The organism is Bradyrhizobium altum (genome assembly GCF_020889705.1).
Classification (GTDB): Bacteria; Pseudomonadota; Alphaproteobacteria; order Rhizobiales; family Xanthobacteraceae; genus Bradyrhizobium; species Bradyrhizobium altum.
This window is the reverse complement of the sequence record NZ_JACMYP010000203.1, coordinates 1-15875: the sequence shown is the minus strand read 5'-3', so window position 1 is coordinate 15875 and position 15875 is coordinate 1. Positions and strand designations below refer to the sequence as shown.

Sequence of the window (15875 nt, the reverse complement as noted above, 5' to 3'; positions counted from 1 at the left end):
CTTGGCCGTGGCGGCGGCCGGCCGTGCGCAGCGCATCACGCCCAGCGCGGCGCGGGACAGCCTGAACCAGGGGCCCGCCGGTCAGACGCAAACCACCGTCGACCGCAGCCAGTTCGACAATCGGCCGTCCTTCTCGGTCGCGGACGTGTTGCGGGACAGTCCCGGCATCTCGATCAAGCAGGGTAACGGCCCGCGTGATTTCGGCATCTCGATTCGCGGGTCGAATGCACGCAATGGCTTCGGCATCCGCAATCTCGTGATCTTCGACGACGGCTTTCCGGTCACTCAGCCGGACGGCCTGTCTCGCAGCGACCTGATCGATCCGCACGCCTATGGCGCGATCGACGTCGTCCGCGGGCCATCATCGGCGCTCTACGGCAACTATGCGACCGGCGGCGCGTTGAATTTCCGGACCCGGCCGGGCGGCACGATCGACGGCGTCGAATACGGCGTCGACGGCGGCAGCTTCGGCTATCTCAACAACTATCTGGCCGCGGGCAAGAAGGTCGGCAATTTCGAGGGCTCGCTGTTCGCGAGCGACGTGCGTGGCGACGGCTATATCGGCAACAGCTGGTTCAATACCCAGACTGTCAATTTCCTCGGCACGTTGCAGGTCACGCCGGACGATCGTTTCACATTCAAGCTGATCAACAACGATTTGACGGCGCGCCTGCCGATCCGCTCGTCGCTCAATCAGTTCAACATGAATCCGTTCCAGCAGGGCTGCGCGACCGGAGCCACGGCAGCACCTGGCTGTGGGACCGTCTCTCTGTTCAACAACGGTTTCAACGGGACCAAATCCACCGAGACTGCGGTTCAAGCTGGCCTCGGCCGAGATGACCGCCGGACGATCGTTGGGGGCCGCTGGGAACACGATTTCGACAACACGACGACGTGGCGCAACCAATTCGTCTTCGACGACAGGAACATCAGTCAGCCGACGGGATCGACGAGCGCGCTGGGTGACTATCCTTCGTACAACTTCATGAGCGATTTGACCAAGCGCGGCGAATTGTTCGGAATGGATTCGACCACGATGGTCGGAGGTTGGTACAACACGCTCACGACGACCGGTACGACCTGGAACGTTTCGCCCGCGGGCAATGCGACACTCGGACTGCCACAGAGCAGTCTGTATCAATCGACGACCAATTATGGCGTCCGGGCGCGGGAAGAGATCAAGCTTATTCCAACGGTGACGGCGGTCGCTGGGATCGGCTGGGAAACGACCGCGCTAAACGGTGTCAACACTACGCTGTCCTATCCGGTCATCAACAATCCCGCGATCGTGGGAGCGACCGTGACACAAGCGGCGCCTGTGTTCACCAACACCGCGCCGGAGTTCGCGCTCATCTACAAGCCGGATAACGAATGGCAGCTACGTGCTCGCGTGGCGACAGGCTACGGTACGCCGCAAGTGAGCAATCTGTTCGTTCTGCCGAGTGGGTTATCGGGCAACAACACGTCGCTCAAAACCCAGACCAACCTGGGCTACGACCTCGGCGCGGATTGGTCGCCCAACAAGAGCGTGAAGGTTAGCGCCACCGCCTTCTACGAATTCTTCAACAATGAACTTGTTTCTCAGGCGACGCCTGTGGCGGGATTTACATACACCTTCAACGCACCGCGCTCGGAGCATCGCGGCGTTGAACTCGCCGCTCAATGGGGCTTTTATCCGGGGTGGCGGCTCACGGCGGCCTACACCTATCTGGACGAGGTATATACCGACTACACGGAAAGCATCAGCGGCTTCACATTCAATCGTGCCGGCAACAAGATTCCCGGCATCTCGCCGAACGAACTCACGACGCGGTTGGGCTACGACCAATTGTCGGGTCCGTTGCAGGGACTCGGCGGGTTCGTCGAAGTCCAGTGGAAGGATGGCTTCTACATGGACAACGCCAATCTCTTGAAGGCGCCGGGCTACGAACTCGTCAATCTCAACCTGCACTACACGACCGGTCTCGTCTCCGATTATTTCAAGACGCTGAATCTGTACGTCGAGGTGAGGAACGTGTTCGATCGGACCTACGTGGCTTCGGCGAACAACATCACGAATTCGGTGACGGCGGCGGGCATTCAAAATCCCGCGAGCGTACTGGCGAACTCGACCAACTCGATCTATGCCGGATCGCCGCGCGCTTTCGTGGCGGGCATGAAGATTGCGTTCAAGTGAGGAGCGCATCGATGACATACCGCAAACTTGCGACTCTGACGGTGCTGGCAACGGTCATGCTTGCGGTCTTGCCGAACCTTGCCATCGCACAGATGAGCCATCAGCACGCCTCCGAAGCGGCCTGCGAGGAGACCGTACTGCGCTGCGCGACCAAGGTCACGCCTGCCTTCGCGCCGGACGGGACGTTGTGGCTGGCCTGGATGGCCGGAGGCCAGATCTCCGTCGCGAGCTCGAAAGATCGGGGCAGGAGCTTTTCCACGCCGGTGCAGGTGACGCGGGAGCGGCTCAATCTGGATTGGGGGCCGGACGCCCGGCCGAAGCTTGCGATCGGCGCCAAGGGGGAGCTCGCGTTGGCTTTCTCGACCTTCCGCGATCAGGCCTTCAATGGGCAGGTGCTGACCACGCGGTCGACCGATGGCGGGCGCAGCTTCGATCCGCCGAAGCCGATCACCACGAATAACGAGAGCCAGCGGTTCGAGGCGATCGGCTTCGATCCGGGAGGCGGGGTGTTCGCGGTCTGGCTCGACAAGCGCAACCGCGTGCCGGCGCAGCAGCGCGGCGAGAAGTATGATGGTGCCGGATTGTTCTTTGCGACCTCGAAAGATGGCGGCGCGACCTATTCCGATGCGCGGCTCGTGGCCGACAACACCTGCGAATGCTGCCGTCTCGCCCTGGCGTTCGATGGTGCCGGCCATCCGGTGGTCGTGTTCCGGAATATTTTCGAAGGCGGCGTGCGCGACCATGCGATCGTGACATTCAACGATCTGGCTACGCCCGGCGAGGTGCATCGGGTGAGCAGCGACGACTGGCAGATCGCGGCATGCCCCCACCACGGTCCGAGCCTGACCATTTCGCCCGCAGGAACCTACCACGTGACGTGGTACACCAACGGAAAGGCGCGCAAGGGATTGTTCTATGCGCGGTCACGCGACGGCGGCAAAACCTTCTCCGATCCGCTTCAGATCGGTCAGCCGAACCGCGGCCCGTCACGGCCGCAGATCGCCGCCGGGCCGCTGGGGCTTGTAATGGCGTGGAAGGAGTTCGACGGGCAGAAGACATCGATCCATCTGATGACATCGCACGACGATGGTGCGACATGGTCGAAGCCCACTGATATCGCCGACACCGCCGACAGCTCCGACCATCCGCTGCTGGTCTCGGACAGTCGGCAGACCTACCTGTCGTGGATGACGAAGGCCGACGGCTACCATTTTCAAGCGATCGAGGGCGAACCATGAAACGTCATTTGCTCGCTGCTCTTGTCCTGCTCGCAACGCTGCCGTCCGCACTGGCGGCGGGCGAGGGCGCGCCGAAGGCGTTCGAACGCGGCAGCTGGCAGAAGCTGCTGCATGCGCATGCCGGTCATCCGACCCTCGTGCACTTTTGGGGCGTGACCTGCGGACCATGCAAGGTCGAACTACCGCAGCTTGGCCAGTTCATGAAGGATCATCCCGATGTCGACGTCGTCACGATCAGCGCGGATTTGGTTCCGAACCTTCCCGAGGCGACGCGATCGATGCTCGATCACGCCGGGCTCGCTTCCGCCGAAAACTGGATTTTTGGCGACGGCTTTGCCGAGCGATTGAGGTTTGAGATCGATCCGGCGTGGCAAGGTGATATCCCGCGAACCATGCTGATTGCCCGTGACGGAACGATCACGACGATCGAGGGATCGGCCGAGATCGCCGATCTGAACAAATGGTCTGAGGCCCAGACCGCAACAATCCGATAGCACAACTACTTCAATCTGAAAGGAAGCCGTCACCATGAAATCGTTCTCTCGCATCCTCGCCCTCACGACGCTGACTGCGCTCGTGTCTACGTCCGTACGCGCGGAGGACGTCAAGGCCGGCGACCTCGTCATCACCCAGGCGTGGACGCGCGCCACGCCGAACGGCGCCAAGATCGGCGGCGGCTATCTGACGATCGAGAACAAGGGGACGACGCCCGACCGGCTGGTTTCAGGCTCGGGCGACGTCGCCGGCAAGATCGAGGTCCACGAAATGTCGATGGACAATGGCGTCATGAAGATGCGTGCGCTCGACAAGGGACTGACCATCGAGCCGGGCAAGACCGTGAAGCTCGCACCCGGCGGCTATCACCTGATGATGTTCGATCTGAAGAATCCGCTGAAGCAGGGCGACAAGGTGCCGGTCACGCTCGAATTCGAGAAGGCCGGCAAGGTCTCGGTCTCGCTGGACGTCCAGGCCGTCGGTGCGCAGGCGCCGGGTGGCAGCGATCACTCCGGCCATGGCGACCATTCCGGTCACATGGACATGAAGAAGATGTGAGGGAGCCATGCGATCAACCACGCTCCTCATCGCAACGGCGGCGCTGCTCGCAGCTTCGCCGGTCGCCGCACACATCACGCTTGAAGGAAAGCAGGCGCCGGTCGGTTCGTATTACAAGGCGGTTTTCGCCGTGCCGCATGGCTGTGCGGGATCGGCGACGATCAAGATCCGCGTGCAGATTCCGGAAGGCGTGATCGGGGTCAAGCCGATGCCGAAGCCCGGCTGGACCCTTGATACGGTCACCGGCAAATATGCCGCCCAATACGACTATCACGGCGCCGAGCTCGCCGAGGGCGTGAAGGAAGTCGCCTGGAGCGGTGGCAAGCTCTCCGACCAGAACTACGACGAGTTCGTGATGCAGACGTTTCTCACCGATACGCTGAAGCCGAACACCACGTTGTATTTTCCCGTCGTGCAGGAATGCGAACAGGGCGTCAGCCGCTGGATCGATGTTCCGGCCGAGGGGCAGGGCGGCGGGCACGACCACGGCAGTAAGACGCCGGCGCCCGGCGTCAAGCTGCTGCCGAAGTCGTAAGCCGTGCGGGCGGTCGCAAGTCTTGTTGTAACAGGCTTGGCTGCGCTGCTGTTGGCGCTGTGTCTTGCGACCTCGGCCCATGCGCATGCCGTCCTGATCGCCGCTGAACCTGCGGATGGCAGCGTGGTGACGGAGGCACCGAAGACAGTGGTGCTCCGCTTCAACGAAGCGGTGGCGCCGACCGCGGTCAGCCTGCTCGACGCTGCGGGCAAGCCGCGCGACGTCGCGATCCGCGCCGTCGATCAATCGGTGATGGTGACCCTGCCGGCCGACTTGCCTCAGGGCACGCAGGTGGTCAGCTATCGCGTGGTCTCGCAGGACGGCCATCCGGTTGCGGGTTCGCTCTTGTTCTCGATCGGCGTCGTCACCGGCTCGGCGGCGCCGGCCGGCGATGGCGTGCTGCATGCGCTGATCTGGCTGGCACGGCTCGGGCTCTATCTCGGGCTGTTTGCCGGCGTCGGCGGTGTGTTCTTTGCCGCCTGGATCGGGCAGGGCCCGGCCGGCGAACGGCTGATCATGTGGTCGCTGGCGATCGGCCTCATTGGCGCGGTCGCCTCGCTTGGCTTGCAGGGCGTCGACCTGCTGAACCTGCCGATCACGGGCGTCCTGACATGGGCGGCATGGGCCAGCGCCGCCGGCACCAGCCTGTTTCCCGCCCTGCTGCTCGCGATTGCCGCGGTGTTGATCGCGGCGATGGCCTGGCGCAGTCCGTCGTTCAGCGCGGCCTGGATCCGCACCGCGATCGCAATGATCTGTGTCGGGCTGTCGCTTTCGGTCAGCGGCCATGCCGCCACCGCCTCTCCGCAATGGCTGACGCGGACCGCGCTGTTCATCCATGGCGTTGGTTTGGCGTTTTGGATGGGCGCACTCGGGCCGCTGGCGGTGCTGGCCTGGCAGCGCAAGAATTCGCTGCTGCGGGTGCTGCGGCGCTTTTCGACGCTTGCGGTGCCGGTCGTCGCGTTGATCGCCTTGTCCGGCCTGACACTCGCTGTCGTTCAGCTCGAAAGCTTTGGCGCACTGATCGACACCGGATACGGCAACATCCTCCTCGCGAAACTTGCGCTGGTGTCGCTGTTGCTCACGCTCGCTGCGCTGAACCGGCTGGTGTTCACGCCGGCGATCGCGCGCGAATTTCACCGCACGCGGCCGCTGCAGCGCTCGATAGCGCTCGAGTTCGTGCTCATGATCGCCATCCTCGGTCTCGTCGCGCTGTGGCGCTTCACGCCGCCGCCGCGCGTGCTGGCAATGTCAGACGACGTTCCGCTTGCGGTGCACACCCACACCGATGCCGCGATGTTTCAGGTGCTGATCGCGCCGGGCAAGGTCGGGCAGAATGACTTTGTGCTGCAGCTGATGAACGGCGATGCGAGCCCGTTCGCGGCCAAGGAGGCGACACTGACGCTGAGCCTGCCGGATCGCGGCATCGAGCCGTTGGAACGCAGCGCCGCGCTGGGTCCCGACGGCTATTGGCACGTGAAGAAGGTGCCGTTGCCGATCCCGGGCCGCTGGCACATGCGGATCGACGCACTGGTGACAGATTTCAAGAAAGTGACGCTGGAAGACGATTTCGAGGTCAGGTAAACGCACGATCGGCGCGCCGGGCACGCCGGCGGGACGCAATTCGCTGAAATGGCGGAAAATCGCCTGATTTGAAGGGTTTTTGTCATTTGGCGGCCTTGTGTTTTCACAGCCGATCCGGTTTCACTGCTGCTCTTCCCACGCTTTCCTGATTCCCGAGTAACGCCATGCGATTGTCGCGGTTTTTCCTGCCCATCCTGAAAGAAAACCCGAAAGAGGCGGAGATCGTCTCGCATCGGCTGATGCTGCGCGCGGGCATGATGCGGCAGGAGGCCGCCGGCATCTATGCCTGGCTGCCGCTCGGCTTCCGGGTGCTGAAGAAGATCGAGCAGATCGTGCGCGAGGAGCAGGACCGCGCCGGTGCGCTCGAGCTGTTGATGCCGACGCTGCAACTCGCCGACCTCTGGCGCGAAAGCGGCCGCTACGACGCCTATGGCCCGGAGATGCTGCGCATCCTCGATCGTCACAAGCGTGAGCTGTTGTACGGGCCGACCAACGAGGAAATGATCACGGAGATCTTCCGCTCCTACGTCAAGTCCTACAAGAGCCTGCCGCTCAATCTCTACCACATCCAGTGGAAGTTCCGCGACGAACAGCGTCCGCGTTTCGGCGTGATGCGCGGCCGCGAATTCCTGATGAAGGACGCCTATTCGTTCGACCTCGACGAGGCTGGCGCGCGGCGCTCCTACAACAAGATGTTCGTTGCGTATTTGCGCACCTTTGCGCGGATGGGCTTGAAGGCGATCCCGATGCGTGCCGAGACCGGTCCGATCGGCGGCGACCTCAGCCACGAGTTCATCGTGCTCGCGGAGACCGGCGAGTCCGGCGTCTTCATCAACCGCGACGTGCTGGACCTGCCGGTGCCGGGCGAGGACGTCGACTATGACGGCGACCTCACGCCGATCATCAAGCAGTGGACCTCGGTCTATGCTGCGACCGAGGACGTCCACGAGGCCGCGCGCTTCGAACAGGAAGTGCCCGAGGCAAAGCGGCTCAACACCCGCGGTATCGAGGTCGGCCAGATCTTCTATTTCGGCACCAAATATTCCGACACCATGAAGGCGATGGTGGCGGGGCCCGATGGCGTCGACGTGCCGATCCATGGCGGCTCCTACGGTGTCGGCGTGTCGCGTCTGGTCGGCGCGATCATCGAGGCCTGTCACGATGATGCCGGCATCAAATGGCCCGAGGCGGTCGCGCCGTTCCGTGCCGCGATCCTCAACCTCAAGCAGGGCGATGCCGCTGTCGACGGCGCTTGCGAGCAGCTCTATCGCGAGCTCTCGGCGAAGGGCGTCGATGTGCTCTACGACGACACCGATCAGCGCGCCGGCGCCAAGTTCGCCGCGGCCGATCTGATCGGTATCCCCTGGCAGATTCTCGTTGGGCCCAAGGGGCTCGCGGAAGGCAAGGTCGAGGTGAAGCGCCGCAGCGACGGTTCACGCGAGAACATGAGCCCCGCGGACGTGGTCGCGAAGCTCGCGGGTTAAAGTTTATTCACGCCGTATCTATCGGCGGGGTAATCCGGCCACATTTGACCCGAATCATGGGATTATCGAGAGATGGATGAGACCATGAACGAGCCAGTCCGTACCCCGCCTTTTGCGCCATTCGAATGGCTGCTGTCCGGACGCTATCTGCGCGCGCGCCGCAAGGAAGGGTTCATTTCGGTCATCGCCGGCTTTTCGTTCCTCGGCATCATGCTCGGCGTTGCGACGCTGATCGTGGTGATGGCCGTCATGAACGGCTTCCGCAAGGAGCTGCTCGACAAGATCCTCGGCCTCAACGGCCACCTTCTGGTGCAGCCACTGGAATCGCCGCTGACCGACTGGAAGGACGTCGCCGACCGCATTAGCCAGGTGCAGGGCATCCGTCTGGCTGCGCCCGTCGTGGACGGACAGGGGCTCGGCTCATCGCCGTTCAACGCGGCCGGCGTCTTCATCCGCGGCATTCGCGCCGACGATCTCAACAACCTCACCTCGATCGCCAAGAACATCAAGCAGGGCACGCTCGAGGGCTTCGACGAGGGGCAGGGGGTTGCGATCGGCCGCCGGCTTGCCGACCAGCTCTCGCTGCACGCCGGTGACATGATCACGCTGGTCTCGCCGAAGGGCGCGGTGACGCCGATGGGCACCACGCCGCGCATCAAGCCCTACAAGATCACGGCGGTGTTCGAGATCGGCATGTCGGAATACGATTCGACTTTCGTGTTCATGCCGCTGGCCGAGGCGCAGGCCTATTTCAACCGCAACAACGACGTGTCCTCGATCGAGGTGTTCACCACCAATCCGGACAAGATCGACACCTACCGCAAGCTGGTGACGGAGGCGGCCGGGCGGCCGGTCTTCCTGGTCGACTGGCGGCAGCGCAATTCGACCTTCTTCAACGCGTTGCAGGTCGAACGCAACGTGATGTTCCTGATCCTGACCATGATCGTGCTGGTCGCGGCGCTCAACATCGTCTCCGGGCTGATCATGCTGGTGAAGGACAAGGGCCAGGACATCGCGATCCTGCGCACGATGGGGGCCTCGCAGGGCTCGATCATGCGGATCTTCCTGATCACCGGCGCCTCGATCGGCGTGGTCGGAACGCTGACCGGCTTTGCGGTCGGCATGCTGATCTGCCTGAACATCGAATCGATCAGGCAGTTCCTGTCATGGCTCACCAACACCGAACTGTTCTCGCCGGAACTGTATTTCCTCTCCAAGCTGCCGGCTGAGGTCGATTTCGGCGAGACGCTCGCCGTCGTGATCATGGCGCTGACGCTGTCCTTCCTCGCGACGCTCTACCCGTCGTGGCGCGCCGCGCGCCTCGATCCGGTCGAAGCGCTCCGGTACGAATAGGGAGCGCACATGGCTGAGGGGGCGGAAGACGTACCGGTTGTCTATCTTCATGATATCAAGCGGGAATACAGGCAGGGCGAAGCGACGCTGACGATTCTGAACGGCGCCAAGCTGGCGCTGTGGCCCGGTCAATCGGTGGCGCTGGTGGCGCCGTCGGGATCCGGCAAGTCGACGCTGCTGCACATCGCGGGCCTGCTCGAGAGTCCCGATGAGGGTGAGGTGTATGTCGCGGGCACGCCGACCTCGCAGATGTCCGACGTCGACCGCACGCAGATTCGCCGCTCCGATATCGGCTTCGTCTATCAGTCGCACCGGCTGCTGCCGGAGTTCTCGGCGCTCGAGAACGTCATGCTGCCGCAGATGATTCGTGGCCTCAAGCGCTCCGAAACCGTGAAACGGGCGACCGAGATCCTGGCCTATCTCGGGCTTGGCGACCGTATCACCCATCGTCCGGCCGAGCTCTCGGGCGGCGAACAGCAGCGTGTGGCGATCGCGCGCGCGGTTGCCAACGCACCGCGAGTGCTGTTTGCGGACGAGCCGACCGGGAATCTGGATCCGGGGACGGCCGATCACGTCTTCAACGCGCTGATGCAGCTCGTGAAGGCGACCCGGGTCGCGATGCTGATCGCGACCCACAACATGGATCTCGCCGCACGGATGGATCGCCGGGTGTCGTTGTCGAACGGACAGGTCGTCGAGCTCGAATAGAACTCTCTCGCGTGAACTGGCTAACGGTTCGCGCGAAGAACGCTCCTCAAAGCCCGAAACCTACAAGGCTTTTCCGCCCCGCCTCGATCGCGCCGCCAAGGGCTCGCACGCTCAATAGGTCGGGCGGCGTGCCCTGCGAGGTTCCTTCGGCCGGCCAGCCGGCGGCCCGGCATAATAGGGGTTGTTGATGCACGACGCGGGCAGGCCGGCCGCCGAAGCCTGGCATTGCTCCAGCGACGTGTAGCCGCACTCGATCTGCGGGCCGCCCCGTTGGTAATTGGCTTTGCAGACCGGCGAGGTTGAATCGTATCGCTGGGCACCGGCCGGAGCGGCGGCGCCGGTGCCCAGGGCCAAGAGTGCCGGAATCAGGCGGCGCATCAGAACCTCCTGCCGATCAGATTCAATCAGAACCGAAGAACAGGTTGAAGAAGTTGCCCTCACGGCGGTTGCGCGGGGCGACGTGCAGATAGGAGCGCGGGTCGTTGTCGCCGGCATAATAGGGGTTGGCGATGCAGTTCTGTCCGATGCCGGAGGCGGTGGCCAGGCAGGCCTCATAGGACGGATAGGAGCAGTTGCTGAGACCTGGATAGCGGTCGCCCTGGATGCAGAACGGGTAGCGCACGCCGACGGCATGGGAGGGCGCCGTGCCAAGCGTAGCGAGCGCGACCACAGACGCCGCAGCAGCAAGAATCATCGTCCGCATGTGCATTCCTTATCGCTGCGAAGATTCGATCCCGGCGACGATCCAAATCGGACAAGCCGGTTCCGGTCAACACGATCTTGCGCGCAGCGGCGCACGCAGTTTTGAATTGTGAAGATTGTGCGGCAGCTATGTGGCGAAAGTTCCAGGAAGTGCTTGTAACGCAGTATTAACTTCAAATTTGAGCGAAGTCGTTTGGGCCTGCCTGTTGCAGCGAAGTTACAGCAATTCCGACGGGGGCTGCTATGACGGTGTCTCGCGGCCTTGGGGGCCTGTAGAAAAAGTTGGAACGGGAAAATGAAAAAGATTTTGCTTGTCACCGCCAGCCTGCTCGCGCTCAGCGCGACCGCTGCCTCTGCGGCTGACCTCGCGGCTCGCCCTTACACGAAGGCTCCGCCGCCCATGGTTGCCGCTGTTTATGATTGGACCGGCTTCTACATCGGTATCAACGGTGGTTGGGGCCAGAGCCACGACAACCGTTCGGTTGACGGCCTCGGCAGCGTCGGCAGCTATGACGCCAACGGCGGCACCATCGGTGGCCAGGTCGGCTACCGCTGGCAGACCGGCGGCTGGGTGTTCGGTCTGGAAGCTCAGGGCAACTGGGCTGACTTCAAGGGCAGCACTGGCAACTTGGTCGTCCCGGGCGGCGTCGTTCGCTCGAAGACCGATGCGTTCGGCCTGTTCACCGGTCAGATCGGCTACGCCTGGAACAACGTCCTGCTGTATGCCAAGGGCGGTGCTGCGGTCACCGATCGCAACTACCAGTTCCTGGCACCGGGCGGCGCGCTGGCGTCCTCGACCGGCTACGACACCCGTTGGAGCCCGACGGTCGGCGTTGGCCTCGAATTCGCCTTCGCTCAGGGCTGGTCGCTCGGCGTCGAATACAACCACATCTTCGAAGACACGCACGGTGCGACCTTCGTGACCCCGGCTGGCGTCGGCGTGACCGGCTTCCACACCGGTGGCGACACCGACATGGTCCTCGGCCGTCTGAACTACAAGTTCGGTGGCCCGATCATCGCGCGTTACTGATCGCTCGCTTGATCCAAGCGGCATCGAAAACCCCGGGCTTCGGCCCGGGGTTTTTTGTTGGGCTGGCGGATTAGCTATCAGCCAGGAAGGCAGCACGGGCATTGCGGGGCTCGCTTTGGTAGTGGGGGCAGTTTGATTATGGCGGTCGGCGGGGATGGAAAATAACCGGCCCCGGGAGCATATTTGCTCCCATGGGACAGTGGCTAAAAGCTGCCTTGATCATTTTCGGTGTGTGCGCCGGATGGATGGCCATTGGTTATTTGACCTTCGATGCTGATGACGATGATGTCGTCCAAATCGCCGTGACGCACAAAAAATCGCACAAATGACCCCTAGGGCCTCTGGAGACCCCAAGCGGATCATTGATATCGCCACAGGCGAAACGCCCGACCGTGATCCTACGCCAGAGGAAGGGGGTAAAGACCCCGCTGCGGTTGAGCGGGTCTCTCCTTCCTCGATTAACCAAGCCCTTTCTTTCGCGGTCAGCTTTCAAACTGACCCACTACCCTCCGCTTGACTCCAGAACAAAAAAGGAACAATGTTCTGCATACGTTCCAGTTCAGGGAGAGCGGCCATGTTGAAGATTTTCGTGCAGGAAGCTGCAGCGCTGGCATCGATCACGCTGTTCGTCGGGATGATCGCGGTTTGGGCCCAGCTGATCACCCAGTTCTGAAATGTGCCCGCGAGGACAGGGGCATAGGTTGCTTCTGGGGAAAAGCGGGACGCCCTGCCGCCACGCCGCGTTCGGCGTGGACTTGGCAGGGCCGAGGCCCCACGATGGGGATGCGAGTCGGGTCTGATGCTTTCGAGCTCCGGCTTGGGCACTCGCGCCATCCCTGAGTTCAAGAGACCCCCGAGCAGCCATGCCGAATGCCGGATTCGTTCATCTTCACGTCCATTCCGCCTATTCGCTGCTGAAGGGCTCGATCAAGATCGCCAAGCTCGGCGAGCTCGCCAAGGCCGACCGCCAGCCGGCGCTGGCGCTCACCGACACCGACAACATGTTCGGGGCGCTGGAATTCTCCGACAAGATGGCCGGCTATGGCATCCAGCCGATCGTCGGTTGCGAGCTGGCGGTGGATTTCGGCGATGTCGACCCCAATACGCGGAGCATCCTGGCGACGACGGGGCCGACGCGAATCGTGCTGCTGGCAGCCCGCGAGCGCGGCTACCGCAGCTTGATGCGGCTGAACTCGCGGGCGTTCCTGGAGACACCGGTCAACCAGACCCCGCACATCAAGCTCGACTGGCTCACCGACGACGCCGAGGATCTGATCGCGCTGACCGGTGGTCCCGACGGGCCGATCGCGCTGGCGCTGCGCGCCGAGCAGGCCGCGCTGGCCGCCACCCGCTGCGAACGCCTCGCGAGCCTGTTCGGCGATCGTCTCTACATCGAATTGCAACGCCACGGCATCGACAAGGAGCGCCGCACCGAGGGCGGCCTGATCGATCTCGCCTACAGCAAGGGCCTGCCGCTGGTTGCGACCAACGAGCCGTATTTCGCCAGCAGTGACGACTACGAATCGCATGATGCGCTGCTGTGCATTGCCGGCGGCCACTTGATCGCCGAGACCAACCGCGAGCAATTGACCCCCGATCACCGCTTCAAGACCCGTGCGGAAATGGCGGTGCTGTTTGCCGATATTCCGGAGGCGCTGGCCTCGACGGTGGAGATCGCCGAGCGCTGCTCGTTCCGTCCGAAGACCCGCAAGCCGATCCTGCCGTTCTTCACGGTCGGTGCCGCCGCCAGCTCCGATGCCGCCGCGGACGAAGCCGCCGAGCTGAAGCGCCAGGCCGAGGAGGGGCTCGCCAACCGCCTGCGGGTGCACGGTCTCTCGCCGGGAATGACCGAGGAGGACTACAGCAAGCGACTGGCTTTCGAGCTCGACGTCATCACCCGCATGAAATATGCGGGCTACTTCCTGATCGTCTCGGACTTCATCAAATGGGCGAAGGCGCAGGGCATTCCGGTCGGACCGGGCCGCGGCTCCGGTGCCGGCTCACTGGTCGCCTGGGTGCTCACCATCACCGACCTCGATCCGATGCGCTTCGCCCTGCTGTTCGAGCGCTTCCTCAATCCCGAACGCGTCTCGATGCCGGACTTCGACATCGACTTCTGCCAGGACCGCCGCGGCGAGGTGATCCAGTACGTGCAGGAACGCTACGGCCGCGACCAGGTGGCGCAGATCATCACCTTCGGTACACTGCAGGCGCGCGGCGTGCTGCGCGACGTCGGGCGCGTGCTGCAGATGCCGTACGGGCAGGTCGACAAGCTGACCAAGCTGGTGCCGCAAAATCCCGCGGCTCCCGTGACGCTGGCGCAGGCGATCGAAGGCGAGCCCAAGCTGCAGGCGTTCCGCGATGAGGATCCAGTGGTGGCGCGTGCGTTCGACATCGCGCAGCGCCTCGAGGGCCTGACCCGCCACGCCTCGACCCACGCCGCCGGTATCGTGATCGGCGACCGGCCGCTGAGCGAGCTGGTGCCGATGTACCGCGATCCGAAATCGGACATGCCGGTCACCCAGTTCAACATGAAATGGGTCGAGCCGGCCGGCCTCGTGAAGTTCGACTTCCTCGGCCTGAAGACGCTGACCGTGCTCGATGTCGCGGTCAAGCTGCTCAAGCAGCGCGACGTTCATGTCGACCTCGCGACGCTGCCGATCGACGATGCACCGAGTTACCGGATGCTGGCCCGGGGCGACGTCGTCGGCGTGTTCCAGGTGGAAAGCCAGGGCATGCGGCGCGCGCTGATTGACATGCGGCCGGACCGCTTCGAGGACATCATCGCGCTGGTCGCGCTGTATCGCCCGGGCCCGATGGCGAACATCCCGACCTATTGCGCGCGCAAGCACGGCGATGAGGAGTCGGAATATCTGCACCCGATCCTGGAGCCGATCCTGAAGGAGACCTTCGGAGTCATCATCTACCAGGAACAGGTGATGCAGATCGCGCAGCAGATGGCGGGCTATTCGCTCGGCCAGGCCGACCTGCTGCGCCGCGCGATGGGCAAGAAGATCCGCGCCGAGATGGACAAGCAGCGCGACATCTTCGTCGCCGGCGCGATGAAGAACTCTGTGCCGAAGGGGCAGGCGGAGACGATCTTCGAGCTGCTCGCCAAGTTCGCCGACTACGGCTTCAACAAGAGCCACGCTGCGGCCTATGCGCTGGTGTCGTACCACACCGCCTACATGAAGGCGCATTATCCGGTCGAGTTCTTGGCGGCGTCGATGACGCTCGAACTCAACAACACCGACAAGCTTTCCGAATTCCGCTCCGAGGCGCAGCGGCTCGGCATCAAGGTCGAAGCGCCCAACATCAATCGCTCCGGCCCGACCTTTGAGGTCAGCGGCAACACGATCTACTACGCGCTCGCCGCGCTGAAGGGCGTCGGCATCCAGGCGGTGGAGCAGATCATCGAGGAGCGCAACAAGAAGGGCGCCTTCACCTCGCTCGCCGATTTCGCAGCAAGGGTGAGCCCGCGCGCCGTCAACAAGCGGATCATCGAAAGCCTTGCGGCGGCCGGTGCGTTCGACACGCTGGACCCGAACCGGGCCCGCGTTTTCGCCGGCGCCGACGCGATCCTCGCGGCGTGCCAGCGCAGCCACGAGGCGGCAACCTCGGGCCAGAACGACATGTTCGGCAGCGCGCCGGATGCACCGAGCATCATGCTGCCGCAGGTCGAGCCATGGCTGCCCGCGGACCGGCTGCGGCGCGAATATGATGCGATCGGCTTCTTCCTGTCGGGTCATCCGCTCGACGACTATGCGACCGCGCTGAAGCGGCTGCGCGTGCAATCCTGGGCGGAATTCTCCCGTGCGGTGAAGACCGGCGCGACGGCAGGCAAGGTCGCGGCAACCGTGGTGTCGCGCATGGAGCGGCGCACCAAGACCGGCAACAAGATGGGCATCATGGGCCTGTCGGATCCGACCGGCCATTTCGAGGCGGTCTTGTTCTCCGAGGGCCTCGCGCAGTACCGCGATGTGCTGGAGCCCGGCGCGGCCGTGCTGCTGCAGCT

14 protein-coding genes are annotated in these 15875 nt (G+C 63.5%); 12 read left to right on the top strand and 2 right to left on the bottom strand.

Features of this window, described 5'->3' with window-relative positions:
• From H8B02_RS34580 to H8B02_RS34540, 9 genes are all read left to right on the top strand, one after another.
• The coding region (locus H8B02_RS34580; RefSeq protein WP_312001491.1) for a TonB-dependent receptor family protein at positions 1 to 2176 on the top strand (2176 nt) is incomplete at its 5' end.
• Between the two features lie 11 nt (positions 2177 to 2187).
• Positions 2188 to 3414 (top strand): sialidase family protein, encoded by a 1227-nt coding sequence (locus tag H8B02_RS34575; protein WP_229170345.1) that lies wholly within the window; start codon positions 2188 to 2190, stop codon positions 3412 to 3414.
• Positions 3411 to 3908, top strand: coding sequence for a TlpA family protein disulfide reductase (locus tag H8B02_RS34570; RefSeq protein ID WP_229170343.1), 498 nt, complete (start codon positions 3411 to 3413; stop codon positions 3906 to 3908). The genes H8B02_RS34575 and H8B02_RS34570 overlap by 4 nt, the downstream gene beginning before the upstream one ends.
• A gap of 34 nt (positions 3909 to 3942) precedes the next feature.
• The gene (locus H8B02_RS34565) at positions 3943 to 4467 is read left to right on the top strand and encodes a copper chaperone PCu(A)C (RefSeq protein ID WP_229170342.1); all 525 of its coding nucleotides are present in this window, start codon (positions 3943 to 3945) and stop codon (positions 4465 to 4467) included.
• Positions 4468 to 4474: 7 nt separating this feature from the next.
• Positions 4475 to 5002, top strand: coding sequence for a YcnI family copper-binding membrane protein (locus H8B02_RS34560; RefSeq protein WP_229170341.1), 528 nt, complete (start codon positions 4475 to 4477; stop codon positions 5000 to 5002).
• Between the two features lie 36 nt (positions 5003 to 5038).
• Positions 5039 to 6583: a copper resistance CopC/CopD family protein gene (locus H8B02_RS34555; protein WP_229170340.1), complete on the top strand. Its 1545-nt coding sequence runs from the start codon at positions 5039 to 5041 to the stop codon at positions 6581 to 6583.
• Between the two features lie 164 nt (positions 6584 to 6747).
• Complete coding sequence (proS, locus tag H8B02_RS34550; protein WP_229170339.1) at positions 6748 to 8067, top strand: proline--tRNA ligase; 1320 nt, start codon at positions 6748 to 6750, stop codon at positions 8065 to 8067.
• Between the two features lie 72 nt (positions 8068 to 8139).
• Positions 8140 to 9420, top strand: a complete 1281-nt coding sequence (locus H8B02_RS34545) for a lipoprotein-releasing ABC transporter permease subunit (RefSeq protein WP_092114619.1) — start codon at positions 8140 to 8142, stop codon at positions 9418 to 9420.
• Between the two features lie 9 nt (positions 9421 to 9429).
• A complete protein-coding gene (locus H8B02_RS34540; protein WP_207829759.1) occupies positions 9430 to 10128 on the top strand; it encodes an ABC transporter ATP-binding protein in 699 nt (232 codons plus the stop codon).
• A gap of 111 nt (positions 10129 to 10239) precedes the next feature.
• Here the strand turns inward: H8B02_RS34540 and H8B02_RS34535 are convergent, their stop codons facing one another.
• Both H8B02_RS34535 and H8B02_RS34530 read right to left on the bottom strand, forming a co-directional pair.
• Complete coding sequence (locus H8B02_RS34535) at positions 10240 to 10506, bottom strand: DUF3551 domain-containing protein (protein ID WP_229170337.1); 267 nt, start codon at positions 10504 to 10506, stop codon at positions 10240 to 10242.
• Between the two features lie 22 nt (positions 10507 to 10528).
• Positions 10529 to 10831, bottom strand: a complete 303-nt coding sequence (locus H8B02_RS34530; protein ID WP_229170336.1) for a DUF3551 domain-containing protein — start codon at positions 10829 to 10831, stop codon at positions 10529 to 10531.
• 294 nt (positions 10832 to 11125) lie between these two features.
• Between H8B02_RS34530 and H8B02_RS34525 the strand changes: the two genes are divergently transcribed.
• The 3 genes from H8B02_RS34525 to dnaE all read left to right on the top strand — a co-directional run.
• Entirely contained in the window at positions 11126 to 11860 is a 735-nt protein-coding gene (locus tag H8B02_RS34525; RefSeq protein WP_229170334.1) for an outer membrane protein, read from the top strand.
• A 191-nt stretch (positions 11861 to 12051) separates the two neighbouring features.
• Positions 12052 to 12189 (top strand): hypothetical protein, encoded by a 138-nt coding sequence (locus H8B02_RS34520; protein ID WP_229170332.1) that lies wholly within the window; start codon positions 12052 to 12054, stop codon positions 12187 to 12189.
• 534 nt (positions 12190 to 12723) lie between these two features.
• On the top strand, positions 12724 to 15875 hold a 3152-nt coding region (gene dnaE, locus H8B02_RS34515; RefSeq protein WP_229170329.1), incomplete at its 3' end, for a DNA polymerase III subunit alpha.

Bases quoted from the DNA above. Each gene is read 5' to 3' on its own strand.
- H8B02_RS34575 (WP_229170345.1), top strand. From the start codon at position 2,188: ATGACATACCGCAAACTTGCGACTCTGACGGTGCTGGCAACGGTCATG.
- H8B02_RS34570 (WP_229170343.1), top strand. From the start codon at position 3,411: ATGAAACGTCATTTGCTCGCTGCTCTTGTCCTGCTCGCAACGCTGCCG.
- H8B02_RS34565 (WP_229170342.1), top strand. From the start codon at position 3,943: ATGAAATCGTTCTCTCGCATCCTCGCCCTCACGACGCTGACTGCGCTC.
- H8B02_RS34560 (WP_229170341.1), top strand. From the start codon at position 4,475: ATGCGATCAACCACGCTCCTCATCGCAACGGCGGCGCTGCTCGCAGCT.
- proS (WP_229170339.1), top strand. From the start codon at position 6,748: ATGCGATTGTCGCGGTTTTTCCTGCCCATCCTGAAAGAAAACCCGAAA.
- H8B02_RS34545 (WP_092114619.1), top strand. From the start codon at position 8,140: ATGGATGAGACCATGAACGAGCCAGTCCGTACCCCGCCTTTTGCGCCA.
- H8B02_RS34540 (WP_207829759.1), top strand. From the start codon at position 9,430: ATGGCTGAGGGGGCGGAAGACGTACCGGTTGTCTATCTTCATGATATC.
- H8B02_RS34535 (WP_229170337.1), bottom strand. From the start codon at position 10,506: ATGCGCCGCCTGATTCCGGCACTCTTGGCCCTGGGCACCGGCGCCGCC.
- H8B02_RS34530 (WP_229170336.1), bottom strand. From the start codon at position 10,831: ATGCGGACGATGATTCTTGCTGCTGCGGCGTCTGTGGTCGCGCTCGCT.
- H8B02_RS34525 (WP_229170334.1), top strand. From the start codon at position 11,126: ATGAAAAAGATTTTGCTTGTCACCGCCAGCCTGCTCGCGCTCAGCGCG.
- H8B02_RS34520 (WP_229170332.1), top strand. From the start codon at position 12,052: ATGGGACAGTGGCTAAAAGCTGCCTTGATCATTTTCGGTGTGTGCGCC.